Genomic DNA, 25,538 nt, shown 5'->3' on the forward strand with positions numbered 1-25,538 from the left:
ATTATCAGAGAATTAGAATTTTTTCAGGATATCGTCCAGCGACTGCGGTTTATCTTCCGGGATAGTCTGGAAGAACACCTGAATCCCACGACTTTTCAGGTCGTTAAGAATGCCAACGTCTTTTTCATCGAGCGTAATGTTCTGGAACACGGCTTTGCGGTTTGGCCCACCGCCCAGACCGCCAACCTGAATGGTCGTGACATCAAACCCCTGCTGTACGGCCTGTTGAATCGCCGCCAGGGAGGGGAACAGCACCAGCACATTGCCGTCGCCCAGTTGGTTCTCTTTCCATGAGGCCGCGAAGCTCTGGTTGCTGTAGCAATCCACTTTGATGTTCGGCGGCGCGGCCATCAGGTAGATGTTTTTCATAAACGGATCGGCGTCCAGTTCGTCGCTGACCACCGCGATGCGGTTGGCCTGGGACTGCCCGACCCACTTCGTCACCACCTGTCCGTGGATCAGTCGGCTGTCGATACGACATAACACGATGTTTGCCATGATGATTTTCCTTATTGTGATTGTTGTAATTGGCGGACATGAGCGACAACGTCCAGGCAACTGCTGCGTCCGGCTTCCACCAGTTCATTGACGCAGATGGTCAGCGAACCGTGTTCACGTCGGTCCAGCGCTTCCAGCAGTAGCGACGCGTTCAACCCGGAAACGACCGCCACCGGATAATCCGCGCTCAGCCGCGCTGCCACATTGGACGTCGTGCCGCCGACAAAATCGGTCAGAATAAGCGAGCCGTCCGGCATGGTTTTCACCACGTCCTCGACACGCTGATAAAACTCGCCCAGCGTATCGACGGGCATCAGCGCAATTTCCGTCACGCCTTTAATTTCGCCCATCACCATACGCAGGCTGTTACAGAGCTGTTGTCCCCAGCCGCCATGCGTGAGCAGCAGAATTTCGGGCAACGGTTGAGTGGTAGTCAAAATGGCCTCCTGGCGCGATTACATGAGACGTGCAATGCCTGATGGCGCTTCGCTTATCAGGCCTACGGATAGTGCTTTTGTAGGCCGGAAAGGCATTTATGCCGCCATCCGGCAAAACTCATCAAAGTTAGAGCAAAGGCTGTGCCAGTATTTGTGTCACGCGAGGGGGAAAGGAGAGCGGGCAAGGCGCAGCGCCTCGCCCGTTAAGGGATCAGCTATAAAGCAGTTCGTAGATATAAAAATATTCCGCATCCGATAAACGGATGGCATAGGCCTCTTCAATGGGCAAAAACGCCGATTTAATGACACTAAACGCGCGGGGATCGAGATTCGGTTTGTTTTCCAGCGCCATCTGTAACGGTTTACGGTTGATCACGATACGCTCAACCATACAACAGCAGTGGATCAGGAAGCGTAGTGTCACCTGGCGACTCGGTTTCAGGGAAAGCGTGGTCGTCAGATGGTTAAGCACGCCCTCCATCTCTTTGAGAATGCGCTGCGGATTGAGCACCGAAATATGGTTGATGATGCTCTCCATAGTCAGCGCGCTGATAAACCGCATGGCGCTGCGCTCCATCTCCAGACGGCGTTCAGCGCTGGAGAGATCCGGCGTCAGCAGGCTTAATACCAGCTCCGGCCCTTGCTCAGAGAACAGTTCTTCCAGCGAGATAAACGGAATATCCGGCAGCCCCGGCTGAAAAGTGCCGACAATTCCCGCCAGTCGCTCATTGGCATTCAGCGCCTGCTGAACACGTTCAAGACTGCGCACGTCGTTGTAATCGAGGATCACCATTCGCGTGTCCTGCGACATTAACTCGCCAAAACTCTCCTCAAGCACTTTTTTAATCTTTTCCGCCGTACCCATGCCGGTAATGCAGGAGACAACCAGCACTTTGCCGCCGTTTTCCTGCTGCGGGGTACAGAGCTGACAGGGGATGTTTTTGCTCTGCATGAGCGCCGCGAGCTGGGGCAAGTCGCTGGTTTCGTAGCTTAAATCCAGTCCGATTTCCAGCAGGCTGGTCAGCGTGATGTTGGGCATTAACAGCACGTCTATCTGAAATAACTTGCTAATCGTACTGCCGAAATGCACCAGTGAACCAATGTCGACCATCAGGATCAGCCGCTGATAGCGTTGGGTCTGAATAATCTGGGTCAGCGTTTCCAGCGTGTCATGCACCGACTGCTCAAACGGCATGTCGACCGCGCTGAACAGATCGCGTTCCAGTACGCGGTTGACGTACTGCGCCATGCTGGTCGCGGTGGTTGCGCCGTGAGCGACGAGGATCACCCCGCAGTCCGGGCTGGCATCAATGCGCTGGCGGTAGTGACGACACTCTTTCAGGAACAAACACAGCCAGACCACTTCCGTCGCCGGGCACTGAATATGCAGCAGTTCATTGATTTTCCGGCACAACAGCGTGGCGTTATCGTATTCATCTTTGCAGCGGTCGAGGATCAGGCTGGAAGAGTAGAGCTGCGGGATTAAGCCTCGCTGGACATAGCCAATCAGCGCCAGGAAGTGCTTACGCAGCGGATTCACCAGATTTTCCGGCAGCGTAAAGCCCAGCACCTGTTCCACGCAGCCGATCAGCAGCGTCACGCGTTCTTCAATTTGATCGCCATAGCGCGGCGGATGGGCCACGCTATCGCGGCTGTAAAGGCCATATTCGAAGATTGAACTGAGCTTGTTTTTCAGGATAGCCAGCGTTTCCGCCGGCGGTACGTTGCTGTTGCGCAGATTGACATATTCACGGGTCAGGAAGCTGTAAAAGAGATCGCTCTCTTCGATTTCCGCCCCGGTCGCCAGTGAGGTTTTCAACGCCGGCAATGTACGCGCATCAATGTTCAGCCGTTCTTTTCCTTCAAACAACGCGTCAACCAGCAGTCGTTGTTCCGGCGTGGCATGGAACGGTATCTCCGCCAGCCGTTTATCCAGCTGTAGCGTGTCGTTATGTTCCGTCATCCCCGACGCCCACGCCTGGGCGCACAGGAACTGGATATCGCTCTTCAACTGACCAATGTTGCCCTCCAGCGGTTTGTTCAACAGCCAGAGCAACAGGGTTTTGTCGATGCTGACCGTACGCTCGATTTTGCGACTTTCACGCTGCAAAAAGCCGACAATCAGCTCCACCTGTTCCTCAATCGATCGCTGACGAATCCCCGGCAGGTCGATGCTCACCTGAATTCGTCGCTGGAAGGTGCGCAACAGCGATGAACTCACCGGTTCCGTGGTCGCGCAAATCAGACGAACCGAGATTGGACGCGCCGTGGCGCTGGAACCAAGCGGACGGTATTCGCCCTTATCGAGAATGGAAAACAGTTTCTCCTGTCCTTCGTAGGGCAGGCGATGTACTTCGTCGAGCAACAAATAGCCACCGTCCGCCTGCTCGACCAGACCGGGTTTATTCTCGCTCGCGCCGGTAAATGCCCCCTGACGATGGCCAAACAGGTGCGAAGAGAGCAGTTCCGGGTTATGGGCGTACTCGGCGCAGTTAAAATAGACCAGCGGCGGCGGGGAACCGGCGGCTTGTTCGCAGGCAAAGCGATGCATCAGTTCGGCAAAAAAGGTTTTCCCCACGCCAGACGGCCCGGTCAGCAATACATGCAGGCCCTGCGGATAGAGGACGGCGGCACGGCCTTTTTCTACTGCGTCACGCAGGCTGCGATCGTAGCCAATCAGGCCGGTGAAAGGATCGTCACCGCCCGTATTTTCCGCTTGCGGAAGCAGGTCGGCCACCGAGCGCACTTCGCGCTCGCTACTCTCCAGTTTGCGCCCCAGCAAGGTCTCCAGCGTCTGTCGGTGCAGAAAGAACACCGGACGTCCCCGGCTTTTAATCGCCAGACCATCGTTCCACAACTGATTGAGATCTTTACTGACCGAGTTGCGCGCCAGCCCCAGGTTAAAGCCAATCGCCTCCGCCGTGAATGCCGTCTCCTGCGCCAAATCGGCACGATCCAACCCACGCGTCAGCCTTTCAAGCTCTCCCAGTACGATCTCGATCCGTCTCATCTCTTTACCGCTTACGAATTAAATGATTGTTCAGAACATACACTATTCTGCTATGCAAGAAAGTGAATCGACGTCCGGACGTCGTGGAGAACGCATCCGGTCATCAAAATGTTTTCGATAAATAATGCCGGGCGGCCCCTTTTTCCGGGAAGTCATCAAGAGTCAGTTGCAGTTGATAACCGTTCTTCTGATAGAACGGCAGCGCCTGAAAACTCAGGGTATCAACCAGCGCATGGAGACAACCTCTCTCGCGAGCAGCGTGCTCTGCGGCCTGGATCAACTGGCTGCCGTAACCGCCTTTACGCAGGGATTCATGCATCCATAGAAAATCAATGCTCAGCCATTCCCCTTTGATTTTACCAATCAATCCACCGCGGATTTCCTGCTGCTCGTCACGCCAGTAAACAGCCAGATCGCCAAAATTTCTCGTTTTCAGAAACTGGAAATTGTAGGCACGCAACCCGGTGAGTAACGCGTTTTGACAGTCTTCGGTAACCGTATCTGTAATCTGTATCTGCACTCTATCCTCCTGAAAAACTACAACTTTTGTCTGAAGCGTTTTCCGACAGTAGCACGGGCTGCTGAGGGAGTCGCACACCGTCTACACTTACTCTTGAAATGATGCGCATCGACTACAAGGATTATTACCATGAAACGAGCCGCTTTATCGATCATTGCCGCCCTTTTCTTGCTGCCCGCACTGGCTCAGGCCGACTCGGCTTACGGCGCGCTGCAGTCCACACACGAAAAAAATACGATACTCAAAGACTTACGAAAAATTTGTACGCCACAAGGTTCACCTTCTGACGAGGCGTGGGAAAAAACGATCATGGCGAATGAAGACAATCAACAGCACATCCGAGAAGCGGTTGTGGCGATGGAAAGGAATAATCAGAACAACTACTGGGAAGCGCTCGGCAAGGTGGAATGCCCGGACATGTAAGCGTGAAGCCCGCGCTTCACGCCCGATGATGCACGTTACCGCTGACGAACATCCGGAATGATTAAGTCGCCGCGCAGCACATACGATCCCAACATACTTTGGGTTTTTTCATTCAGCCAACTGACAATTCGCGCCGCCATCGCATCCATGGAGTATTCGATAGCCGGGATGGTCGGGATCCCCGGCAGATGCAGCGAACCGGCGAGGCTAAAGATCATAATATCTTCCGGAACCGACTTATTAAACGCCTGCAATTGCGGGATCACCCGCTGAGCCTGCTGCTCATCCGCCACCAGCAGCGCGTTAAAGTTAAGCGTGGAGGCGTTATTCAACAACTCCTGCAACGCCACCGAGGAAGAGGTCGCTTCCATAAAGACCAGGTTGCGATTAAACGGCAGGAAGTTCTTCTCCAGCGCATGTTTGTAGCCGAGCAGCACCTGCTCGGAGAACCCCATGCCTTCAGGATGAATGAGGGCAATCTGCCGACGATTTTGGCTAATCAAATAGTTACAGGCCGTTTCGGTGGCAAAGGTGTGGTCAAACTGAATGCTGGTCACATCGTCGCCCGCTTCCAGGCAGTCCACCAGAATGACGTTTTCCTGGCTGATATGCAGCGGAAAACGCGCACCAATAATCAGCACATCGTCACACAAGCCGCAGCTTAATTCATCGAGGGCGCTCATCACCTCTGCTTTGGTATTGGCGAAGCGAAGCAACAAATGCTTCTGATGCTGACTCAGGTGCTTTTCCAGCGCGTAAAGGTAGCCCGTCGTCTGGTTGATGTTGTCCTGCGCGCAAATCACGCCTATGCAGCCGGTCGACTGACTGAGCAGCGACTGGGCAATCACATTCGGACGATAGTTCAGCTCATCCACCGCCTTTAACACGGCAAGGCGACTGGCTTCCTTCACACCACGCGATCCGCTCAACACGCGCGACACCGTGGCTTTAGACACGCCAGCCAAACGCGATACATCGTTGATAGTAGACATCATTCTCCCCTGACAGAGCCTGCCTGGCTCCTTTAATCCTGAATTTAACATTGGTTCAAATAATCACCACTCGCAGTATAGCGGTTTCCGTTTTTCATGGAAACCGATTTTCCGTTTCCACTCAAAAAGCGTGAAATAGCACCAAAACCGTGAGCCAAATCCAAATAATTAGCCTTATAAGAATAAGATCTTGACGGTTGTCACAGTTCTGCTGGCTTCATATGGAAACCGGTTTCCGTATGATATCAAATCAGACTCGCAATAAGTTTTTACATTTTGAGGATGGTTAATAATGTTCAGGATTATGTTGTGTTGCTCTGCAGGGATGTCCACCAGTCTGCTGGTTCGTAAAATGGTCGAAGCCGCAGAAGAGCGGAAGCTGCCAGTACAAATTGATGCATATGGCGTTTCCGAATTTGACATTCAGTTTCCAAACTACCAGGTGGTGTTACTTGGCCCCCAGGTAAAATACATGCTTAACACGCTCTCAGAGAAGGCTGCCACCCAAAACATCCCCGTAAAGGCCATTGATATGCAGGATTACGGAATGCAACGTGGTGACAAGGTGCTGGATTTTGCTCTGTCGCTGATTGAAGCGGCACATTAGAAAGGTGTCATTATGAGTTCGTTATATCAGTCAATGGTTGCTGTCATAGAACAATCCATCACGCCTCTTGCCGGTAAACTGGGCCAGCAGAAATACGTGATTGCGATTCGTGATGGTTTTACCGCGGCGCTGCCGTTTATGATCATCGGCTCGTTCATGCTGGTGTTTATTTTTCCGCCGTTCTCTGCCGAAACCACCAACAGCTTTGCCCGTGGCTGGCTCGATTTTTCCGCCACATATCGTGAACAGCTGATGCTGCCGTTTAACCTCAGCATGGGCGTTATGACGTTCTTCATCTCTGTGGGCATTGGCGCCAGTCTGGGCCGTCAGTTTAATCTCGATCCGATTATGTCCGGCCTGCTGGCGTTTATGGCCTTTTTACTGGTCGCCGCACCGTATGCCGACGGTAAAATCTCCACGCAGTACCTTTCCGGTCAGGGGATCTTTACTGCGCTAATCACCGCCATCTATTCCACCCGCGTCTACGCCTGGCTGAAGCAGCACAACATCACAATCCGTTTGCCGAAAGAGGTTCCGACTGGCGTCGCCCGTTCGTTTGAGATCCTCATTCCGGTTCTGGTGGTCATTGCGACGCTTCATCCGCTGAACCTGTTTGTGGAAGCGCAGACCGGAATGATTATTCCGCAGGCGATTATGCACCTGCTGGCACCGCTGGTTTCAGCCTCTGACTCCCTGCCAGCAATTCTGCTTTCGGTTCTGATGTGCCAGATATTCTGGTTTGCCGGTATTCACGGTTCGCTTATCGTCACGGGCATTATGAACCCGTTCTGGATGGCAAACCTGTCAGCAAACCAGGCCGCTCTCGCAGCCGGTGTCGCACTGCCACACGTTTATCTGCAAGGTTTCTGGGATCACTACCTGCTGATCGGCGGCGTGGGCTCTACTTTACCGTTGGCCTTCCTGCTGCTGCGCAGTCGTGTTACCCATCTGCGGACGATCGGCAAAATGGGGATCGTCCCTAGCTTCTTCAACATTAATGAGCCTATTCTGTTCGGTGCGCCGATCATCATGAACCCGATGCTGTTTATCCCGTTCGTCTTCGTGCCCATGATCAACGCCGTACTGGCATACACTGCGACCCGTCTGGGCTGGCTGGATCAGGTGGTGTCACTGACGCCGTGGACCACGCCCGCACCTATTGGCGCATCGTGGGCGGCAAACTGGGCGCTGAGTCCGGTGGTGATGTGTCTCATCTGCATGGTAATGTCGGCGTTGATTTACCTCCCGTTCCTGCGCGCTTACGAACGCTCTCTGGTGAAATCAGAAGCACAAAAAGCCCAGGATGCCGTCTCCGTGGCGAACGCTGCCCGTAGCAACTCATAATGAATCAAGGAGTCAGAACAATGAGATACCGTTTTCCTGAAAACTTCTGGTGGGGCAGTGCCTGCTCAGCGCTGCAAACCGAAGGGGATAGCCTGAACGGCGGCAAAAGCCAGACCACATGGGATGTGTGGTTCGACCGCCAGCCAGGTCGTTTCCATCAGGGGGTTGGCCCGGCGAACACCTCAACCTTTTATCAGCACTGGAAACAGGACATTGCGCTGTTGAAGCAGTTAAAACATAACAGCTTCCGCACCTCGCTAAGCTGGTCGCGCCTGATTCCTGACGGCACGGGCGAGGTGAATCCTGAGGCGGTGGCGTTCTATAACAACGTCATCGACGAACTGCTGGCGCAGGGCATCACGCCGTTTATCACGCTGTTTCACTTCGACATGCCGATGGTGATGCAGGAGAAAGGCGGCTGGGAAAACCGTGAGGTCGTGGAGGCCTTTGGCCGCTATGCGCAGACGTGTTTCGAATTGTTCGGCAACCGCGTGAAGCACTGGTTCACCTTCAATGAGCCGATTGTGCCGGTGGAAGGCGGCTATCTGTATGACTTCCATTACCCGAACGTGGTGGATTTCAGGCGTGCAGCCACCGTGGCGTATCACACCGTGCTGGCGCACTCGACGGCGGTTCGCGCTTATCGCGCGGGCAACAATGACGGCGAAATTGGCGTGGTGCTCAACCTGACGCCCTCCTATCCGCGCTCACAGCATCCGGCGGATGTGAAAGCCGCGCACCATGCGGATCTGCTGTTTAACCGCAGCTTCCTCGATCCGGTGCTGAAAGGGGAATATCCGGCGGATCTGGTGGCATTGCTGAAAGAGTACGATCAGTTGCCAGCCTGCCAACCGGGTGACGCACAACTGATTGCCGATGGCAAAATCGACCTGCTGGGGATTAACTACTACCAGCCGCGTCGGGTGAAATGCCGTGATACCGCCGTGAATCTGAATGCGCCCTTTATGCCGGAGTGGTTGTTTGATTACTACGAAATGCCAGGTCGCAAAATGAATCCTTATCGCGGATGGGAAATTTATGAGCCGGGTATTTACGATATTATTACCAATCTGCGTGATAATTACGGCAACCCGCGCTGCTTTATTTCTGAAAACGGAATGGGCGTAGAAAACGAACAACGCTTTATTCAGGATGGGCAAATTAACGACAACTACCGTATTGAATTTGTTTCTGAACACCTTAAATGGCTGCATAAAGGGATCAGCGAGGGCTGTCAGTGTCTTGGCTACCATATGTGGACGTTTATTGATAACTGGTCATGGCTCAACGGATATAAAAACCGCTACGGCTTTGTACAGTTAGATTTAGACACGCAAAAACGTACGGTGAAAAAGAGCGGCGAGTGGTTCGCTAATACCGCCGAACACAACGGATTCGATTAAGAGATACAGACAATGATTGCATTAGAAGAAGCAGTAATGGACATTATCGTCAATGCTGGACAGTCCCGTAGCCTGTGCTTCGAGGCGCTGCATGCCGCGCGTGCAGGCAACATTGACGAGGCGAAAAGCCTGCTTCGGGAAGCTGACGGCTACGCCCGTCAGGCTCACCACATGCAAACCAAATTGATCGAACAGGATGCCGGGGAAGCCCGGCAACCCATGACATTAATTATGGTGCATGCGCAGGATCACTTAATGACGTCGCTGTTAGCTCGCGAACTGTCAGAAGAAATTATTCATCTCTATCAACGCTAATGTAAATTAAATAATAAACGGAGACGTCACTACGATTATATAAAAACCATCTGTACCTCTATTTATAAATAACAGATCAACTTATTTTGGTGATAGCGAATTACACCAGAATGGGATGGTTATTATCTTAAAATAAATTAATGCGCACATCTATTCAGAATGCTTAATGCAAACTGAAGGATAAAACGTAAATGAGATAACCATGAACATGATAAAAAAACTTCCATTAGCCATGGCGGTCGTGGCCGCGCTTTGCCCAATTTCTGTACTTGCACAGGAATTTACACAAGAACAAATCGACGCCATCGTCGCCAAAGCCGTAGATAAAGCCCTTGCGGAACGTCAGGCGAAAATGGACGCTGCTGTGGCGAAAAAAACCGATGTCATTGTTGAGCCGCAAAGCGCCGCACAGACACCCGATATGGCCATCCCGTTTGGTGTGAAATTCAGCGGCTATGCGCGTTATGGCGCGCACTTCCAGAGCGGCGATCAGAAGTACGTCGGTGTGGACGGTTCCTATAACGGCGCGTCCGCCATTGGTCGTCTGGGTAACGAAGGCAACGGCGGCGAATTCCAGCTCTCCAAAGCGTTCAAAGGCGACAACGGCGCGATCTGGGATATCAACGTGATGATCGACCACTGGGGCGACGAGGTTAACCTCAAAAAAGCTTACGCGGGGGTCACCAACGTCCTGGAATCCAATCCGAACGCCTATATCTGGGCGGGTCGCGACTTCCACCAGCGTCCGCAGCAGGGGATCAACGACTACTTCTGGATGAACCACGATGGCCAGGGTGCCGGGGTGAAGAACTTCGATATTGGCGGCATTCAGTTTGACGTTGCCACTGTAGCCGCCGTGGAATCGTGCAGCCCGGAAGTGATGGAAGATGAGGCCAACCCGTCACGCATCACCTGTACCGGCGGTTCCGGCACCGGTGATAAAGGGAACTACGCCGTTACCTCAAAAATTCACGGCATGAAACTCGGTCCGTTGGATCTGGAAATCTACGCCAACTACGGCTTTGACTCGAAAGCCGTCGACACCGACGACCGCCTGAACGCCTGGCAGGGCGCGTTTGTGGTGAGCCATACCAATGACAGCGGCGTCAACAAAGTGATCGCCCGTTACTCTGATAACTCCGACAACAGCGTCTACAACAAAACCGACGATCTGACGGCGATTTACGCCAGCTTCGAAGGTAGCCACAAGTTTACGCAGCAGGCGCAGGTTGAATACCTGTTGGCATTCCATGACTACGATAACAGCGCCGATCAGAGTGAAAATCGCAAGAACTACGGTGCCATTGTGCGTCCAATGTACTTCTGGAACGACGTGCACTCCACCTGGCTGGAAGCGGGCTATCAGCGTGTCGATTATGACAACGGCGGCGATAACAAAGGCTGGAAGCTGACGCTGTCGCAGAACATGTCGATTGCGATGGGGCCTGAATTCCGTCCAATGCTGCGTTTCTATGTCACTGGCGGCAAGGTGGATAACGACCACACCGCCCGCGTGAATGGCACGAATGACGAAACGCTGGACGATTTCAACGTCGGCGCGATGTGGGAAGCATGGTTCTGATTGGCATTATCACGTTATGCCGGATGGCGGCATAACTGCCTTATCCGGCCTACTGGACACCGTACCGTAGGCCGGAGAAGCGCAGCGCCATCCGGCAAACAGAGAGTGAGATCACTGCATACCCTTTATGCGAACTTTCGCTGCCACCAGAAGCGCCGTCAGCAGCATCAGGCTGCCGGAGAGCATCAGGGGCGACAGCAGGCCAAGGTTATCGAGTGCATAGCCTCCCACCGCGGCCCCACAGGTATTGGCAAGCTGGATCACGGCGACCTGGACGGATCCAGCCTTTTCGGCCTGATCGGCGAGCGATCGGGTGATCCACGTCGACCATCCCACCGGCACCAGCGCAAACGCCATCCCCCAGATAATCGCAATGCTTGCCGCGACAATCTTGTCGCTGCCCCACAGTATCAGCACCAGCGCGCTCAGTGCCAACACCAGCGGCGCACCGGCCAGCGCCAGTTTGACTGAGCGTTTGAGGATCACAGACGACAGTGAGGTGCCGACAAAACTGGCGATACCAAAGCTCAACAGCACCAGCGTCAGACCATCGACATCAAAACCCGCCAGATTCATATACACCGGGCGGATGTAAGTGAAGAACGCAAACTGTCCGGCGAAGGACATAAAGATGGCAATCATCCCCGCCATCACGCCCGGACGATTCAGCAGGCTGAACATGTTTTGCTTCTGATGCGAAGGCTCGCCGGGCAGCGACGGCAGTGATTTCACCACCCAGACAATACACAACACCCCCATCACCGCCGCCGCGTTAAAGACGTGACGCCAGCCGATGAGCCCGCCCAGGAAACTGCCCAGCGGCGCGGCAATCACCAGCGCGATGGAGACAGCACCGAAAATCACCGACAGCGCTTTCGGCACCGTGCGCGGCGGAACCAGCCGCATGGTCAGCGAGGCCGACATCGCCCAGAATCCGCCCAGGGCCAGCCCCAGACAGGCACGGCCCACTAGCAGTAACGCGAAGGAATCGGCAAACGAGACCAGCAGGCAGGAGAGGGTCAGCAACACGGAGAACAGAATCACTACGTAGCGACGGTCAGTGGCCTGAATGATCTGCGTGATAAACAAACTGGCAAACATGGCGACAAACGCGGTGACGGTCACCGACTGTCCGGCAACACCTTCAGAAATACCCAGGTCCTGCGCCATTGGCGTCAACAGACTGACGGGTAAAAACTCGACGGTAATCAGGCAAGCAACACAGAACGCCACGGCAAATACCGCCGACCAGTTTGGGCGGGCGACAACGTCAGCGCGGGTTTTCTCTTCAATACATTCACTCATTTTTGCTACCTGCGTGGTGTTCTTATGGAAAAGTCACGCAGTGTAACATTTTAAATGTGACGTATTTAACGTTTTGGCTACTTTCTTCGTTTGCATTGCCGCTTTCGAGAAGGTTCGCAAAGGTGAAATTTCTGCCGCAAAGGTTATTTAACATCGTTTTGAAACACATAGTATACCACCAGGTGCTATACTTACGGTTACAGGACGTCTCCGATGCGTGTATTCAAAACCAAATGGTTTTCCAGGGAAGCAAAAGCCCATGCCATCAAAGATGATGAGTTATGCCAGGCAATTGAGGCCACTTTGCAGGGGCAGGCAGACGATCTGGGAGGCGGCGTTTTTAAAAAGCGCCTAAACCAGAACCGTGACCGTGCGATTATCCTCGCGAGGGGTGGCAATCACTGGTTTTACACGTTTTTGTATGCCAAACAAGACATGACAAATATTACTATCAACGAACTGGCGGGCTTTCGTGAGTTAGCAAAACATTATGCTCGTCTGACTGATGACAACATTACGGCGTTGATTAAGAGTAAAGAACTGGTGGAGGTTTGCGATGACGGTAAAAAATAACTTTAAAAGCCCAGCCTTCGAAGCTATCCACAGCGCAGCATCCGGGTTATATAACGTTGAGGCGATCCCTCAGGAAACGATGCGCAATTTCGACAAAGCCTGTCTGAGTCAGGTCAACGATCTCCTGCCACTTGAAATTAAAGCACTACGCGAGAAATTCAACGTTAGCCAACCCGTGTTCGCACATTACCTGAACACCAGCGTGTCAACCGTGCAAAAATGGGAGAGCGGCGCGAAACGCCCCAGCGGGATGTCTCTCAAACTGCTGAGCGTTGTCCAGAAGCATGGTTTAAAAGTTCTGGCGTAACAGCGAATGGCATGATTCATGATGAATATCGTCGGCTCAGTTAACGACATTCATCATCCCTATTGATCTTAGTGCAGCCAGTGCACGCCGTCTTCGGGCTGAAAAAAGGCGTTGTAACGCATCTGGAACGCATTGATGTCCTGCATATCCGGATCGACCTCACGTAAGAAACCGAGCGCCAGACGCACCTGCGCATCGGTGATCGGCGCGGCCAGTCGGGCCTTTTGCAGCAGGCGATGCCACTGCAACAGATTCTGCTCGCTGCCGTCCACAATGACACTTTGCCAGATCAACAGGACCTGAGCGGCGTTTTGCAGATGTGACTCGTCGGGGCGATGGAGATACTGTAAAAATGCCTCCCCCTGCGCTTTTCCCATCTGATCGATCATCGATTCTACCGCCACCACATCAATATTCAGGCGCTCGCTCAAGCGGCGAATCGCCCGTCGGGATCCGGAAGTAAGGATCCGAAACCCGACAACAAACACCACCGCCAGTGTGGCCAGCATTATCCAGACCATGAGTTCTCCTGCGTTATCAGCGCTCATGATATCTGGAAACGGCCTGCGAATACTAATCCACCAGAATGATTTTCAGCGCGAAAAGTACGGCAACCGTAATGACGCAGAGGTTTAACTCCCGCCAGCGCCCGGTAAACACTTTCATAATGCAGTACGACATAAAGCCAAGCGCAATCCCCTCAGTAATGGAGAAACTAAAAGGCATCATCACCGTGGTGATAAACGCGGGCACCGACTCGGTAAAATCATCCCAGTTAACGCGGGAGAGACTGGAGGTCATCAGCACGCCGACAAAAATCAGCGCCCCTGCCGTCGCATAAGCGGGAACCATGCCCACCAGCGGAGAAAAAAACATCACCAGCAGGAAGAGCACACCCACCACCACCGCCGTCAGACCGGTGCGCCCCCCCACCGCCACGCCCGAGGTGCTCTCAATGTAGGCCGTCACGGAAGAGGTGCCGATAAACGCCCCGGCAACCGAGCTCATGCTGTCGACATACAGCGCCCGCTTCATGCCTGGAAACTTACCGTCGCTGCCGATTAACCCGGCTTTATCTGTCACACCAATTAATGTTCCTGATGAATCAAACAAATTAATGAGCATGAAGGAAAAGATAATCCCGGCCAGATTAAGTGATAATGAACCGCTCAAATCGACCTCACCCATCACGCCGCTAATACTGGGCGGCACAGAATAGATGCCACTGAAATGAACATCGCCGAAAAACAACCCGCAACAGGAGGTGACGACAATGGAAACCAGCACTGCAGCATGAAATTGACGCGATGACAGCACGGTAATAATAAAGAAACCTAAAATACCCAGTAATACGCTGTGGGAACTTAAGTCGCCAATGGTCACCAGCGTGTCTTTATTCGCAACAATAACGCCCGCATTTTTTAACCCCATCAACGCAATAAATAAACCGATACCACTGGTGATGCCGATACGTAAATTAATCGGGATATTGGAAATCATCCAGTAACGAATACGAAAAAGCGTGAGTAAAAATAGTCCGACCGCGCCCCAGAATATGGCCCCCATTCCCGTTTGCCAACTCACCCCCATCGCCCCCACCACCACAAAGGCAAAAAACGCGTTCAATCCCATCGCTGGGGCTAATGCAACAGGAAGGTTAGCGACGAGGCCCATCGCGATACTGCCGATGCCGGCGATCAGGCACGTGGTAACAAACACCACTTTGGGATCCATCTGTGCGGCCCCGAGTATTTGCGGGTTCACGAACACAATGTACACCATCGTTAAAAAAGTCGTCATCCCGGCAATCATTTCTGTCCGCACATCGGTGCCATGCTGGTGCAGTTTAAATAACCGCGAAAGATGATTTGAATCATTTTTCACGCCATCACTGACATCACTATTCATCTTTTTCATCCATTAATGAAGATATAAGCAGGTCTCATTTAAAACATCTCCCCTATTTAAATTCAGTGATTGCAATCACAATGCCAATGCCCGTTAATCGATAAGCTTTAAATAATCACCCGGCATTTCTTTATGATAAATAATAATCAAATTGATAAAATCAAAATGAGAAAAATATGAATAACGCCATAAGTCATAAATTTCATTATATTAGCCGTCAGGAACGGCAGGAATTGTTAGCAGTTGCGCGCGGTGAAGCGGTTGCTGATTATATTATTGATAATGTCATCCTTCTCGATATTATCAATGGCGGAGAAATGACCGGTCCTATCGTGATCAAAGGGCGGCATATCGCGGGTATCGGAGCAGAGTATCGTGACACCCCGGCATTACGGCGTGTCGATGCCCACGGTGCAACGGCAGTTCCCGGCTTTATCGATTCGCACCTGCACATTGAATCCAGCATGATGATGCCGGTCACATTTGAAACCGCAACGCTGCCGCGTGGGCTCACCACTGTCGTTTGCGATCCCCATGAAATCGTCAATGTGATGGGTGAAAAGGGATTTTCCTGGTTTGTCCGTTGCGCCGAACTGGCAAAGCAAAATCAGTATCTGCAGGTGAGTTCCTGCGTTCCAGCCCTGGAGGGATGCGATGTGAATGGCGCGCGTTTCACCCTCGACCAGATGCAGGCCTGGCGCGATCACCCGCTGGTCGCCGGACTGGCGGAAGTGATGGATTACCCGGGCGTCATTGCCGGACAAAACACGTTGCTCGACAAAATGGATGCCTTCCGCCATCTGACGCTGGACGGTCATTGTCCTGGGCTGAGCGGTAAAGCGCTCAACGCCTACATCGCCGCCGGAATCGAGAACTGCCACGAGAGCTACACGCTGGAAGAGGGTCGTCGCAAACTGCAACTCGGGATGGCGCTGATGATCCGCGAAGGTTCCGCTGCCCGCAATCTCGACGCGCTGGCACCGCTCATCAACGCCTTCAACAGCCCACAATGCCTGCTCTGCACTGACGACCGCAACCCCTGGGAAATCGCGCATGAGGGGCATATTGATGCACTGATTCGCCGACTGATTTTACAGCATCACGTCCCGCTACACGTCGCGTACCGCGTCGCCAGTTGGTCAGCGGCACGTCATTTTGGCCTGCGCCATCTTGGCTTACTGGCCCCCGGAAAGCAGGCGGATATCGTTCTGCTCAGCGATGCCCGCAACGTGGCGGTACAGCAAGTGTTTGTCAAAGGAGAACCCGTTGACGCTGAACGCCTGAAAGCCGGGGAACCGGCAAGGCTGGCGCAAACCGTTCCGCCGTATGGCAATACCATTGCGCGACACCCCGTCTGCGCCGATGACTTTCCACTGCATTTCACTCCCGGTAAACGCTATCGGGTGATTGATGTTATCCCTAACGAACTGGTGACGGGCGCCAGTGCCTGCATGTGCACCGCCGAGGGCTTCGATCGCCATGATATTTGCTATATCGCCGTACTTGAACGCTACGGTCAGCAGTCGCCCCCGGCCTACGGTTTATTAGGCGGATTCGGTCTGCGTGAAGGCGCGCTGGCGGCAACGGTCAGCCACGACAGCCATAACATTGTGGTGATCGGTTGCAGCGCTGATGAGATGGCTCTGGCGGTTAATCAGGTGATTGAAGATGGCGGCGGACTCTGCGTCGTTCGTAACGGTCAGGTGCAATGCCATTTGCCGCTGCCGATTGCCGGATTAATGAGTACCGACACCGCCGAGTCGCTGGCCGGACAGATAGATGCGCTAAAAACAGCAGGTCGCGAGTGTGGCACACTGCCCGATGAGCCTTTTATCCAGATGGCATTTCTCTCCTTACCGGTGATCCCCGCACTAAAACTCACCAGTCAGGGACTGTTTGACGGTGAAACCTTTACCTTCACCTCTCAGGAGATCGCTGACTGATTTCAGGCCGCCGTCGTCAGAAACAGGCATAAAAAACGCGCTTACCTAAACGATAAGCGCGTTGCTGTTCAAGCCTTGAGCGCTCAGGCGATGCCGGTGGTGACCGTAAATGTCCGGGTTTGCTGCGGTTGAACCTCAAGCAACGTGCCGTTTCGCTGGGCGGCGAGAAATCCTTCCGGACGGCAGGTGGCAGGCAGGGCAAATGCCGCGACCTGCTGATCGCCGTTATACAGGATCCAACGGGTCACGTAGTTGAGTTCCGAACTGGCGAAACGGGTAACAAACGTGGTGCCATCCGGGGCGATCATGCGAAATTCAGGGTTATCCGTGTACTGGTCCAGCGTGTCGGCAAAGAAGACAATTTCCGGATCGTAAAAGTCGGGTTCATTGAGCGCCGCCAGCGACGCTTCGCCTTGTAAGATCCGTTGATTAAACGCCAGCCACTGTTCGGTGGGTTTCACATGCGCCGGGACCGATTCGCGAAGCCGCAGCGCCTCATCCGGAATATTCTGGCTGAAAGTCGCCTCCGGCACATATGCATAGTTCATGTGGCACATGTACTGCAGCGGCATCGCAACAGATGCGAGGTTCGTGACCGCCATCTGAATATCAAACAGCGCACTCGCTTTATGCATCACCACCGCAGGCTGCGCCTGATAATGATGACCGAATCCCATCACATACTCGTAGCGTCCGGTTACGCGCAGACTGTCGCCGTCCAGTTCCAGCCAGGCTTCGTCCATCGAGGCACAGGCCATTTCACCGTGCAATGGGTGAGTATCTTCCGGCGACGGACAGCCATTGGCCAGCAGTCCGGAATGGAAGGCAAAACAGCCATAGGTCGCCACCACTTCCGCTGCGGGTTTCGGCTGGCTGAACATGTTGCGCATGGTCAGGTCGTGGCCGTCAAACTGGGCATCCCAGATCATCTGCCCCATCCAGGGCAGAATCACCAGATGACCACGACTGTTCTGCACCTTCAGCCCTTCCACACCGCTGGCATAACGAAAGGCGGTGACCGTGAAATCGCTGTTCTCCAGCAGGGTTTGCGGATGTTCGCCAAAGAGCGCCCGCCACAGCGTGATACGTGTTGTCATGATCGTTCTCCTCAGGATGCGGTCGCTTCAGCCAGGCTGCGCACTTTGCTTTCGCGCCAGAAGTAGATCCCCACGTAAACGAAACACAGCATGGAGACAAGGAACGAGAGTTGCAGCGAGTGGAACATATCCGCCACATAACCCTGAATCGCCGGCACCACGGCAGCGCCGACGATGGCCATCACAATCACCGCGCCCGCCATTTCGGTATGTTCGTTATCCACCGTATCCAGCGTGCCGGCATAAATAGTCGCCCAGCAGGGGCCAAACAGGACGCTCACCAGCACCGCGACGTACACGGCGCTAAAGCTCGGCGCCAGTGAAACATAGGCGAGGAACAGCGCGCCGATGATGGAGTAAAGAATCAGCACTTTTTCCGGGTTAAAGCGGGTCATCAGAATGTTGGCAATAAACTTACCGATAAAGAAGCAGGCAAAGCTGTAGACCATAAAGTTAGAGGCATCACGTTCGTTGATATCGCCCAACTCCAGCGCCAGACGGATGGTAAATGACCACACGGCTACCTGCATCCCCACGTACAGAAACTGCGCCGCAATACCGCGACGGAAGCGGGCATTGCTGGCCAGATAGCGCAACGTGTCCATTGCCGACGGGCGTTTATGGTTGGCGGTTTGCGCCACTTTGCAGGTCGGGAAACGGGTCAGCAGGAACAGCACCATCACCACCACCAGAACCATAATCATGTACTTATACGGCTCAAGGGTGTTTTCCAGCATCAGCACTTTAAAGTTATGGATCTGCTCAGCATTCATCCCCGCCATCTGTTTTTCCAGACTGTCGCCTTCGGAAAAGACCAGATATTTCCCCAGCAAAATGCCGGACGCCGCGCCGATCGGGTAGAAAGTCTGACTGATATTCAGTCGTAAGGTGGCATAGGCTTTTGGACCAATCATCGAACTGTAGGTGTTCGCTGCGGTTTCCAGGAAGCTCAGACCAATCGCAATCGCGAAGATCGCGGCCAGGAACATGGTGTAGGTCGCCATGTGCGAGGCCGGGAAAAAGAGAGTACAGCCGACGATGTACAGCGTCAGGCCGGTTAATATGGCCACTTTATAACTGGTCTTTTTAATCACCAGAGATGCCGGGATCGCAATTAAAAAATAACCGCCATAAAAGGCGCTCTGAACTAATGCTGACGCAAAGTTACTGAGTGAAAATACGCTTTTAAATTGCGTAATCAGAATATCATTTAATGCGGCTGCGCATCCCCATAACGGGAATAAACAGGATAACAAAATAAACTGGAACAGAGGGGTCTTATTCAGATACCCATCGGGCATCTGAATGATGTTTTTATCGTTCATAGTGCTACCTTTTACAGTGCAGAGTATTATTCGTTTAGGGTAAGAAACTCATTAAATTGTTCGATACTCGGATAAGAGGATTGTGTGCCTTTCCCGGTGACGCTAAACGCAGCGAAAAGAACGGCTTTTTTCATCGCGGCTTCAACATCTCCGCTCTGGACGTAGTAATGGGCAAAGCAACCAATAAAGGCGTCGCCTGCGCCACTGGTATCAACAGCATTAACGCGAAACGCCGGAACATGCACTTCCTGATCGCGCGTCATCCATAGCGCGCCTTTTTCACCCATGGTCACAATAATATTGTTTAACCCTTTATCCACCAGGGAACGGGCGGCGGCGCAAATATTGTCATACGACGCTACCGGCATACCGGTTAATATTTCCAGTTCGGTTTCATTCGGTACAAAGAAATCACATTTACAGGCATAAGACATATCTAATTCACGCAATGCCGGTGCGGGATTTAATAATACTTCGATGCCATGCTTTTTACCGAACTCAATGGCGTGGTAAACCGTCTCCAGTTGAACTTCCAGTTGCAGGACAATAAGCTGACATTTTTTTAAATCTTCCGCTGCGCGATCGATATCTTCCGGGGAGAGAAACTTGTTCGCGCCTTTAATAATAAGAATGCTGTTACTGGAGTTCGCATTCACAAAAATCGGCGCCACACCGCTACTGGTACACGGGACTTTTTCGACATAGGTGGTGTTGATGCCCCAGGATTCGAGATTGCGAATGGTGTTATCCGCAAAGATATCGTCGCCGACTTTGGTCAGCATCAGCACTTTGGAGTTGAGCTTCGCCGCCGCAACGGCCTGATTCGCACCCTTACCCCCGCAGCCGATTTTAAACGCCGGCGCTTCCAGGGTTTCCCCTTCTTTGGGCATCTGGTTGGTATAGGTGATGAGATCCACCATGTTGGAGCCAATAACCGCGATATCCATTTTACACCCTCTCAGAAACAATCACACAACAATGATATTAAAATAACATTATCATGTTACTTCCGTATCATTTGTGACTACGATCGCGATTGGAAGATCATTTATCTGTTTGTTTATTGCACACCTCATCACACACTGTTACCTGACAACAGCATCAAAACTGTTACAATTAACTGAAATTAAACTAGTTATAATCAAAAAAACGCGACCAAACGCGCTTTTAATTCCCGCCCGCCGGACGTATAGTAATGCAGCCATTTGATGTTCCGATAAACACAAAAATGTTACTCATGGAACATACGCAACATGAATCGCGGAGAAGGTGAATGGAAACCAAACAAAAAGAACGTATTCGACGTCTGATGGAACTGTTGAAGAAGACCGACCGCATCCACCTGAAAGACGCCGCACGGATGCTGGAGGTTTCCGTGATGACCATTCGCCGGGATCTCAGCCAGGATGACGAACCGCTGCCCCTGACGCTGCTCGGCGGCTATATCGTGATGGTCAACAAACCCGCCACGCCAGCTAACGCTCCCCAACCCGCGAACAAAACCCATCATCGCGATGATTTGCCCGTCGCTATCCTGGCGGCCGGTCTGGTGAGCGAAAACGACCTGATCTTTTTCGATAATGGCCCGGAGATGCCGTTGGTTATCAGTATGATCCCGGACGAGATCGCCTTTACCGGGATCTGTTACTCGCACCAGGTCTTTATCGCGCTCAATGAAAAGCCCAACGCCACGCCGATCCTCTGTGGTGGAACGTATCGGGCGAAGAGCGACGCATTTTACGATGCGAATAACCCATCGCCGCTGGATTCACTGAATCCGCGAAAAGTCTTTATCTCCGCCAGCGGTGTACACGAGCACTTCGGCGTCAGTTGGTTTAACCCGGACGACCTCGCCACCAAGCGCAAAGCCATGGAGCGCGGACTGCGTAAAATTTTACTCACGCGTTACGCCCTGTTCGATGAGGTCGCCCCCGCCAGCATTGGTCCGCTTTCCACCTTTGATGTCCTGATATGCGATCGTCCGCTACCGGCAGATTATGCCCTCCACTGCCGGAACGGTTCCGTCAAGGTGATCACCCCTGATTCAGACGGCGATTAAGTTACTCAAAGAACACGGCAATTTTGTTGAACATTGTGGGGTCTGACTGGTTACGCACCACTTTCACCACATCTTCCAGCTTATCGATTTGGCTAATCATTTGCTCCAGACGCTGATCGTCGTTGACCAGTAGCCAGATACGGCTCTGGTCGCTGCTCTGAATCGGCAGACAGAGGATCCCCTCAACGTTAAATGCGCGGCGGGCGAACAGCCCGCAGACGTGGGTCATAACGCCTGGGTGGTTGCGGACGGTGAGTTCCAGAATGACGTTCTCATATGATTGTTTCTGCATGGTTTATTCCCCCACCATCTCAGTATTTGCCGCGCCCGGCGGTACCATTGGATACACTTTTTCTTCCGCATCAATGCGGACATGGATCAGCGCCGGCCCTGGTCGGCTGATGATCGCCTGCAATGCCGCCTGCGGGTCAGCTTCGTTATTCAGATCGCAGGTTTGCAAACCAAATCCGGCAGCAATCTGCATAAAGTTGATTGTCCCCGGATACGTCGCGGCAAAAACGCCCTGCTTGTAGAACAGACTTTGCTGCTGATGCACCAGCCCCAGCGCTTCGTTGTTCATCAGAATGATTTTCACATCCAGCTGGTTTTCGCTGGCGGTCGCCATCTCCTGAATGTTCATCATCAGACTGCCGTCACCGGAGAAGCACAGCACTTTCTTATCCGGGTTCGCCAGTGCCGCGCCAATTGCCGCCGGCAGACCAAATCCCATGGTGCCCAGGCCGCCAGAGGTCAGCCACTGGCGAGGACGGTTCAGCGGATAGGCCTGTGCCGCCCACATCTGGTGCTGGCCCACGTCGGTAGTGATAATCGCGTTATCGTCCACGCAGGCCGCCACCGCGTTGATCAGGCCATAGTGGCACAGCGGATCGCTCTCCTGCGGGATAGCGCACGGGAATTCACGTTGCAGATCGCCAACCAACTGGTGCCACGCTGCGCGCGGATTCGCATCGATTTGCGGAATCAACTGGGCCAGTACCTCATCCACATCAGCCTGAATAGCGATGTGCGGTTGCTTGATTTTGCCCAGCTCCGCACGATCGATATCGACGTGGATGATTTTGGCATTCGGGCAGAACTGCTCGGTTTTGCCAATCGCCCGGTCATCAAAACGCGCGCCCAGCACCACCAGCAGATCCGCCTCTTGCAGGATGAAGTTAGTGCTGCGCGCGCCGTGCATCCCCAACATACCTAACGACAGTGGATGCGCTTTCGGCAGCATCCCCAGCGCCATCAACGTCATGGTGGTCGGCAACTGCGCCTTTTCTGCCAGCTCACGCACCCGCTGCGGAGCATTAATCACCCCGCCACCGAGGTACAGCACCGGGCGCTGTGCGGCGTTAATCATCGCGGCAGCTTCACGAATGCTGTCGGCGCTGAATTCTGGCGTCGCCATTTTCTGTGCCGGTTCTGGCATCTCGTCAATCTCGAGAACCGCCATCTGGATATCCTTAGGTATGTCTATCCACACCGGGCCAGGACGTCCGGACTGAGCGAGACGAAATGCGTCGCTCATCACCTGCGGGAGTTCATCGATATGTCTGACCAGATAGTTATGTTTTGTGATGGGGATAGAGATGCCGTAGGTGTCCACTTCCTGGAAGGCGTCGGTGCCGATCATGGAGGCCGGAACCTGCCCGGTGATACACACCATGGGGATAGAATCCAGCCGCGCATCGGCGATGGCGGTCACCAGATTGGTTGCGCCCGGCCCGCTACAGGCCATGCACACCGCCGGTTTACCGTCGGTTCGCGCCATACCCTGCGCAATAAACCCCGCCCCCTGCTCGTGGCGCGCCAGAATATGGCGGATTTGCGTGCTCTGACTTAAGGCATCATAGACGGGAAGAATCGATCCACCCGGAATGCCAGTGACAATCTTAATGCCCTGACGTTCCAGAAAATGAACGATGAATTCAGCGCCGGTAAAACGCGTACGCTGGGATGTTGATGTTGTGCCCGAACTTGCCATACTCCAGTCCTTTTGTTCTGGGCCGACGCTCCGGGCAGGTCTCTTAAACGAAAAACCCCGCCCGGTTTGCGCCGGCGGGGTTTTGGAATCGTGTGTTGTTCCGGACCCTACGGCGCATTGCCGACGACCACCACCACACGCACGACGACCGCTGCGCAAGATGGCGCAGTTTTTAGTAGGGTCGATGTCAGCATGGAAGGGTTCATTAGGGACCTTGTCTGTTTAATGATTAACAGGATTTATACAAGCACAGCTTTCATAAGCTGACAACGGAAAAATTTTCATCTGCGTAAAAATGCGTCGACGATCACGTTTCGCCAGGAAAATACGCCCAAAACAAAAAACCCCGCCGGAGCGAGGTTTTTTTCAGCGTTATGCGGTTGGTTGCCGCAAAGTACACTGTGTTATGTCAACAGCAAAAGTATACGCGTTCTGCGAAGAACACGCAATTTCGGCACGGATTTTGACGCTTTTGAGTATGGATCAGAAGTTCGGTACTGTCCATAAATACCTGTTCATTTATACAGTATTTATCTATAATGTCTCAGTACGCAATGTGTCAGGTGGGGCCGCATCGTAAACCGGCGCAACAAAGTCCTGGCTGAAACGGGTGGTGCCGTCAGCGCCTTAACCCCCCCGGTGAGCACACTGTGTTATGTCAACGAAGGTGCTGATAACAGGCGGCGGAAAGGTACGTCAGCACCGTGCTCCTTTGCCAAAAGGAGACGCGTATGAGCCTCGTGGATATCGCTATTCTTATCCTGAAACTCATCGTTGCAGCCATGCAACTGCTTGATGCTGTTCTGAAATACCTGAAGTAATTCAGATTCAAGTCGCACCAAAGGGGAGCGGGCAACCGCTCCCCTTTTACATCTCCTGATGCTTGCGCGGTGATGATATGTTACATTTTTATGACATTTCCTGATGATGCCTGCGCTATGACCCTTTCCGTTTTCTGCATTTTGCTGTTCGCCGCGCTGCTGCACGCCAGCTGGAACGCCATTGTGAAAGCCGGAAACGACAAGCTCTACGCCGCCATCAGCGTCAGCGGTTCTGCCGCCATCATGGCGCTTCTGTGCCTGCCCTTTGCACCGCAACCCTCGACCGCCAGCATCCCTTTTTTAGCCGCCTCGACCGCATTACAGGTGGTCTACACCGTGCTGGTCGCCAGAACCTATACCGTTTCTGATATGAGTCAAACCTATCCGCTGATGCGCGGGACGGCGCCGCTGCTGGTGGCAGTCATCAGCGTACTGTTTCTTGGCGACAGCCTGTCCACGCTGGCCTGGACGGGCATCGCGGTGATCTGCGCCGCCATCCTCGGCATGGCCTTTAACGGTCGGGCCCGTTCGCAGCAGGGCATTGTGCTCGCGCTGATTAACGCCTGTTTCATCGCCGGGTATACGCTGGTCGACGGCACCGGCGTCAGACTTTCGGAAACCGCGTTGGGATACACGCTCTGGACCTTCTTTTTGAACGGCTCCTGCCTGTTGGGATGGGCGATGATCGCCCGTCGTCGGGAGGCATTGCGCTATCTGACGCAGCACTGGAAGAAGGGGATTTTTGGCGGCATTGCCACAATGGGTTCTTACGGACTGGCATTGTGGGCGATGACTCTCGCGCCACTGGCGGTGGTCGCCGCACTGCGTGAAACCTCAATCCTGTTCGGCGCGCTTATCGCCTGGTTACTGCTGAAAGAACGGGTGGCCGGATTGCGCCTCGTGGCTGCTGGCGGGATTGCCGCCGGAGCCATTCTGTTACGCCTGTCCTAGAAAACACTCGGCAACATTTGTTGCCGCTTTTTGTTTACATATCCTGCCGTTCAGCCCCTTTCCATTCCCGCCTGCCATCTGGCCTTCTTTTTTTAGTGTGGTAGATTTCACTCGCATTTATGGGAATG

At 53.3% G+C, this 25,538-nt stretch carries 26 protein-coding genes; 12 read left to right on the plus strand and 14 right to left on the minus strand.

The features are described 5' to 3' along the window. Positions 1-12 precede the first annotated feature (12 nt). From F384_RS19960 to F384_RS19975, 4 genes are all read right to left on the minus strand, one after another. Complete coding sequence (locus F384_RS19960) at positions 13-498, minus strand: PTS system mannose/fructose/N-acetylgalactosamine-transporter subunit IIB (RefSeq protein ID WP_042323421.1); 486 nt, start codon at positions 496-498, stop codon at positions 13-15. An 11-nt stretch (positions 499-509) separates the two neighbouring features. After that, the gene (locus tag F384_RS19965; RefSeq protein WP_046492287.1) at positions 510-935 is read right to left on the minus strand and encodes a PTS sugar transporter subunit IIA; all 426 of its coding nucleotides are present in this window, start codon (positions 933-935) and stop codon (positions 510-512) included. Between the two features lie 211 nt (positions 936-1,146). After that, positions 1,147-3,945 (minus strand): transcriptional regulator DagR, encoded by a 2,799-nt coding sequence (gene dagR, locus F384_RS19970; protein WP_046492288.1) that lies wholly within the window; start codon positions 3,943-3,945, stop codon positions 1,147-1,149. Positions 3,946-4,048: 103 nt separating this feature from the next. After that, on the minus strand, positions 4,049-4,465 hold the full coding sequence (locus F384_RS19975) for a GNAT family N-acetyltransferase (RefSeq protein WP_046492291.1): 417 nt from the start codon (positions 4,463-4,465) through the stop codon (positions 4,049-4,051). A 129-nt stretch (positions 4,466-4,594) separates the two neighbouring features. Here F384_RS19975 and F384_RS19980 point away from each other — a divergent pair, with 129 nt between their 5' ends. Then, entirely contained in the window at positions 4,595-4,888 is a 294-nt protein-coding gene (locus F384_RS19980; RefSeq protein ID WP_046492293.1) for a YicS family protein, read from the plus strand. A gap of 35 nt (positions 4,889-4,923) precedes the next feature. Here the strand turns inward: F384_RS19980 and F384_RS19985 are convergent, their stop codons facing one another. Beyond that, on the minus strand, positions 4,924-5,880 hold the full coding sequence (locus F384_RS19985) for a LacI family DNA-binding transcriptional regulator (RefSeq protein WP_046492295.1): 957 nt from the start codon (positions 5,878-5,880) through the stop codon (positions 4,924-4,926). 292 nt (positions 5,881-6,172) lie between these two features. Here F384_RS19985 and F384_RS19990 point away from each other — a divergent pair, with 292 nt between their 5' ends. The 5 genes from F384_RS19990 (at position 6,173) to F384_RS20010 (ending at position 11,131) form a co-directional block, all read left to right on the plus strand. Further along, positions 6,173-6,487 (plus strand): PTS sugar transporter subunit IIB, encoded by a 315-nt coding sequence (locus F384_RS19990; RefSeq protein ID WP_042323435.1) that lies wholly within the window; start codon positions 6,173-6,175, stop codon positions 6,485-6,487. A 12-nt stretch (positions 6,488-6,499) separates the two neighbouring features. After that, a complete protein-coding gene (locus F384_RS19995) occupies positions 6,500-7,831 on the plus strand; it encodes a PTS sugar transporter subunit IIC (RefSeq protein WP_046492299.1) in 1,332 nt (443 codons plus the stop codon). 20 nt (positions 7,832-7,851) lie between these two features. Next, complete coding sequence (locus tag F384_RS20000; protein ID WP_046492301.1) at positions 7,852-9,234, plus strand: glycoside hydrolase family 1 protein; 1,383 nt, start codon at positions 7,852-7,854, stop codon at positions 9,232-9,234. 12 nt (positions 9,235-9,246) lie between these two features. Next, positions 9,247-9,549, plus strand: coding sequence for a PTS lactose/cellobiose transporter subunit IIA (locus F384_RS20005; RefSeq protein WP_046492303.1), 303 nt, complete (start codon positions 9,247-9,249; stop codon positions 9,547-9,549). Between the two features lie 202 nt (positions 9,550-9,751). Next, the gene (locus tag F384_RS20010; protein WP_046492308.1) at positions 9,752-11,131 is read left to right on the plus strand and encodes a carbohydrate porin; all 1,380 of its coding nucleotides are present in this window, start codon (positions 9,752-9,754) and stop codon (positions 11,129-11,131) included. Between the two features lie 111 nt (positions 11,132-11,242). On the opposite strand, the gene nepI is transcribed toward F384_RS20010, so the two are convergent. Continuing rightward, positions 11,243-12,436, minus strand: a complete 1,194-nt coding sequence (nepI, locus tag F384_RS20015; RefSeq protein WP_046492310.1) for a purine ribonucleoside efflux pump NepI — start codon at positions 12,434-12,436, stop codon at positions 11,243-11,245. 213 nt (positions 12,437-12,649) lie between these two features. Between nepI and F384_RS20020 the strand changes: the two genes are divergently transcribed. Together F384_RS20020 and F384_RS20025 are read left to right on the plus strand one after the other, a co-directional pair. Next, complete coding sequence (locus F384_RS20020; RefSeq protein WP_046492313.1) at positions 12,650-13,009, plus strand: type II toxin-antitoxin system RelE/ParE family toxin; 360 nt, start codon at positions 12,650-12,652, stop codon at positions 13,007-13,009. Next, positions 12,993-13,316: a helix-turn-helix domain-containing protein gene (locus tag F384_RS20025; RefSeq protein WP_046492316.1), complete on the plus strand. Its 324-nt coding sequence runs from the start codon at positions 12,993-12,995 to the stop codon at positions 13,314-13,316. Before F384_RS20020 ends, F384_RS20025 begins: the two co-directional genes overlap by 17 nt. Positions 13,317-13,384: 68 nt before the next feature. Here the strand turns inward: F384_RS20025 and F384_RS20030 are convergent, their stop codons facing one another. Beyond that, positions 13,385-13,837 carry a DUF1198 domain-containing protein gene (locus tag F384_RS20030; protein ID WP_046492321.1) on the minus strand — a complete coding sequence of 151 codons (453 nt, stop codon included), beginning with the start codon at positions 13,835-13,837 and terminating at the stop codon, positions 13,385-13,387. A 52-nt stretch (positions 13,838-13,889) separates the two neighbouring features. Beyond that, the gene (locus F384_RS20035) at positions 13,890-15,224 is read right to left on the minus strand and encodes an NCS2 family permease (RefSeq protein WP_046492325.1); all 1,335 of its coding nucleotides are present in this window, start codon (positions 15,222-15,224) and stop codon (positions 13,890-13,892) included. Positions 15,225-15,400: 176 nt separating this feature from the next. Here F384_RS20035 and adeD point away from each other — a divergent pair, with 176 nt between their 5' ends. Beyond that, entirely contained in the window at positions 15,401-17,167 is a 1,767-nt protein-coding gene (gene adeD, locus F384_RS20040) for an adenine deaminase (RefSeq protein WP_046492328.1), read from the plus strand. An 83-nt stretch (positions 17,168-17,250) separates the two neighbouring features. Here the strand turns inward: adeD and F384_RS20045 are convergent, their stop codons facing one another. Genes F384_RS20045 through rbsK form a run of 3 tightly spaced genes read right to left on the minus strand, consistent with a single transcriptional unit; the run spans position 17,251 to position 20,536 of the window. Beyond that, entirely contained in the window at positions 17,251-18,264 is a 1,014-nt protein-coding gene (locus F384_RS20045; RefSeq protein WP_046492331.1) for an aldose 1-epimerase family protein, read from the minus strand. Between the two features lie 11 nt (positions 18,265-18,275). Next, the gene (gene fucP, locus F384_RS20050) at positions 18,276-19,589 is read right to left on the minus strand and encodes an L-fucose:H+ symporter permease (RefSeq protein WP_046492336.1); all 1,314 of its coding nucleotides are present in this window, start codon (positions 19,587-19,589) and stop codon (positions 18,276-18,278) included. A gap of 26 nt (positions 19,590-19,615) precedes the next feature. After that, entirely contained in the window at positions 19,616-20,536 is a 921-nt protein-coding gene (rbsK, locus tag F384_RS20055) for a ribokinase (protein WP_046492338.1), read from the minus strand. A gap of 326 nt (positions 20,537-20,862) precedes the next feature. Between rbsK and F384_RS20060 the strand changes: the two genes are divergently transcribed. Further along, positions 20,863-21,648, plus strand: coding sequence for a DeoR family transcriptional regulator (locus tag F384_RS20060; protein WP_046492340.1), 786 nt, complete (start codon positions 20,863-20,865; stop codon positions 21,646-21,648). Between the two features lies 1 nt (position 21,649). On the opposite strand, the gene ilvN is transcribed toward F384_RS20060, so the two are convergent. The 3 genes from ilvN to ivbL all read right to left on the minus strand — a co-directional run bounded on the left by ilvN (position 21,650) and on the right by ivbL (position 23,844). After that, the gene (gene ilvN, locus F384_RS20065; RefSeq protein WP_046492343.1) at positions 21,650-21,940 is read right to left on the minus strand and encodes an acetolactate synthase small subunit; all 291 of its coding nucleotides are present in this window, start codon (positions 21,938-21,940) and stop codon (positions 21,650-21,652) included. Positions 21,941-21,943: 3 nt separating this feature from the next. After that, positions 21,944-23,638 (minus strand): acetolactate synthase large subunit, encoded by a 1,695-nt coding sequence (ilvB, locus tag F384_RS20070; protein WP_046492345.1) that lies wholly within the window; start codon positions 23,636-23,638, stop codon positions 21,944-21,946. A gap of 107 nt (positions 23,639-23,745) precedes the next feature. Further along, the gene (gene ivbL, locus F384_RS29270) at positions 23,746-23,844 is read right to left on the minus strand and encodes an ilvB operon leader peptide IvbL (protein ID WP_052746968.1); all 99 of its coding nucleotides are present in this window, start codon (positions 23,842-23,844) and stop codon (positions 23,746-23,748) included. A 525-nt stretch (positions 23,845-24,369) separates the two neighbouring features. On the opposite strand from ivbL, the gene tisB reads away from it, so the two are divergent. Further along, the gene (gene tisB, locus F384_RS20075) at positions 24,370-24,459 is read left to right on the plus strand and encodes a type I toxin-antitoxin system toxin TisB (protein ID WP_042323479.1); all 90 of its coding nucleotides are present in this window, start codon (positions 24,370-24,372) and stop codon (positions 24,457-24,459) included. A gap of 117 nt (positions 24,460-24,576) precedes the next feature. Then, positions 24,577-25,410 carry a DMT family transporter gene (locus tag F384_RS20080; protein WP_046492348.1) on the plus strand — a complete coding sequence of 278 codons (834 nt, stop codon included), beginning with the start codon at positions 24,577-24,579 and terminating at the stop codon, positions 25,408-25,410. Positions 25,411-25,538: the final 128 nt, after the last annotated feature.

Origin of the sequence: Citrobacter amalonaticus Y19 (assembly GCF_000981805.1) — a bacterium.
Taxonomy (GTDB): domain Bacteria; phylum Pseudomonadota; class Gammaproteobacteria; order Enterobacterales; family Enterobacteriaceae; genus Citrobacter_A; species Citrobacter_A amalonaticus_C.

Coding starts and splice junctions, on each gene's coding strand:
- F384_RS19960 (WP_042323421.1), bottom strand. CDS start 498: ATGGCAAACATCGTGTTATGTCGTATCGACAGCCGACTGATCCACGGA.
- dagR (WP_046492288.1), bottom strand. CDS start 3,945: ATGAGACGGATCGAGATCGTACTGGGAGAGCTTGAAAGGCTGACGCGT.
- F384_RS19980 (WP_046492293.1), top strand. CDS start 4,595: ATGAAACGAGCCGCTTTATCGATCATTGCCGCCCTTTTCTTGCTGCCC.
- F384_RS19985 (WP_046492295.1), bottom strand. CDS start 5,880: ATGTCTACTATCAACGATGTATCGCGTTTGGCTGGCGTGTCTAAAGCC.
- F384_RS19990 (WP_042323435.1), top strand. CDS start 6,173: ATGTTCAGGATTATGTTGTGTTGCTCTGCAGGGATGTCCACCAGTCTG.
- F384_RS19995 (WP_046492299.1), top strand. CDS start 6,500: ATGAGTTCGTTATATCAGTCAATGGTTGCTGTCATAGAACAATCCATC.
- F384_RS20000 (WP_046492301.1), top strand. CDS start 7,852: ATGAGATACCGTTTTCCTGAAAACTTCTGGTGGGGCAGTGCCTGCTCA.
- F384_RS20005 (WP_046492303.1), top strand. CDS start 9,247: ATGATTGCATTAGAAGAAGCAGTAATGGACATTATCGTCAATGCTGGA.
- F384_RS20010 (WP_046492308.1), top strand. CDS start 9,752: ATGAACATGATAAAAAAACTTCCATTAGCCATGGCGGTCGTGGCCGCG.
- nepI (WP_046492310.1), bottom strand. CDS start 12,436: ATGAGTGAATGTATTGAAGAGAAAACCCGCGCTGACGTTGTCGCCCGC.
- F384_RS20020 (WP_046492313.1), top strand. CDS start 12,650: ATGCGTGTATTCAAAACCAAATGGTTTTCCAGGGAAGCAAAAGCCCAT.
- F384_RS20025 (WP_046492316.1), top strand. CDS start 12,993: ATGACGGTAAAAAATAACTTTAAAAGCCCAGCCTTCGAAGCTATCCAC.
- F384_RS20030 (WP_046492321.1), bottom strand. CDS start 13,837: ATGGTCTGGATAATGCTGGCCACACTGGCGGTGGTGTTTGTTGTCGGG.
- F384_RS20035 (WP_046492325.1), bottom strand. CDS start 15,224: ATGAATAGTGATGTCAGTGATGGCGTGAAAAATGATTCAAATCATCTT.
- adeD (WP_046492328.1), top strand. CDS start 15,401: ATGAATAACGCCATAAGTCATAAATTTCATTATATTAGCCGTCAGGAA.
- F384_RS20045 (WP_046492331.1), bottom strand. CDS start 18,264: ATGACAACACGTATCACGCTGTGGCGGGCGCTCTTTGGCGAACATCCG.
- fucP (WP_046492336.1), bottom strand. CDS start 19,589: ATGAACGATAAAAACATCATTCAGATGCCCGATGGGTATCTGAATAAG.
- rbsK (WP_046492338.1), bottom strand. CDS start 20,536: ATGGATATCGCGGTTATTGGCTCCAACATGGTGGATCTCATCACCTAT.
- F384_RS20060 (WP_046492340.1), top strand. CDS start 20,863: ATGGAAACCAAACAAAAAGAACGTATTCGACGTCTGATGGAACTGTTG.
- ilvN (WP_046492343.1), bottom strand. CDS start 21,940: ATGCAGAAACAATCATATGAGAACGTCATTCTGGAACTCACCGTCCGC.
- ilvB (WP_046492345.1), bottom strand. CDS start 23,638: ATGGCAAGTTCGGGCACAACATCAACATCCCAGCGTACGCGTTTTACC.
- ivbL (WP_052746968.1), bottom strand. CDS start 23,844: ATGAACCCTTCCATGCTGACATCGACCCTACTAAAAACTGCGCCATCT.
- tisB (WP_042323479.1), top strand. CDS start 24,370: ATGAGCCTCGTGGATATCGCTATTCTTATCCTGAAACTCATCGTTGCA.
- F384_RS20080 (WP_046492348.1), top strand. CDS start 24,577: ATGACCCTTTCCGTTTTCTGCATTTTGCTGTTCGCCGCGCTGCTGCAC.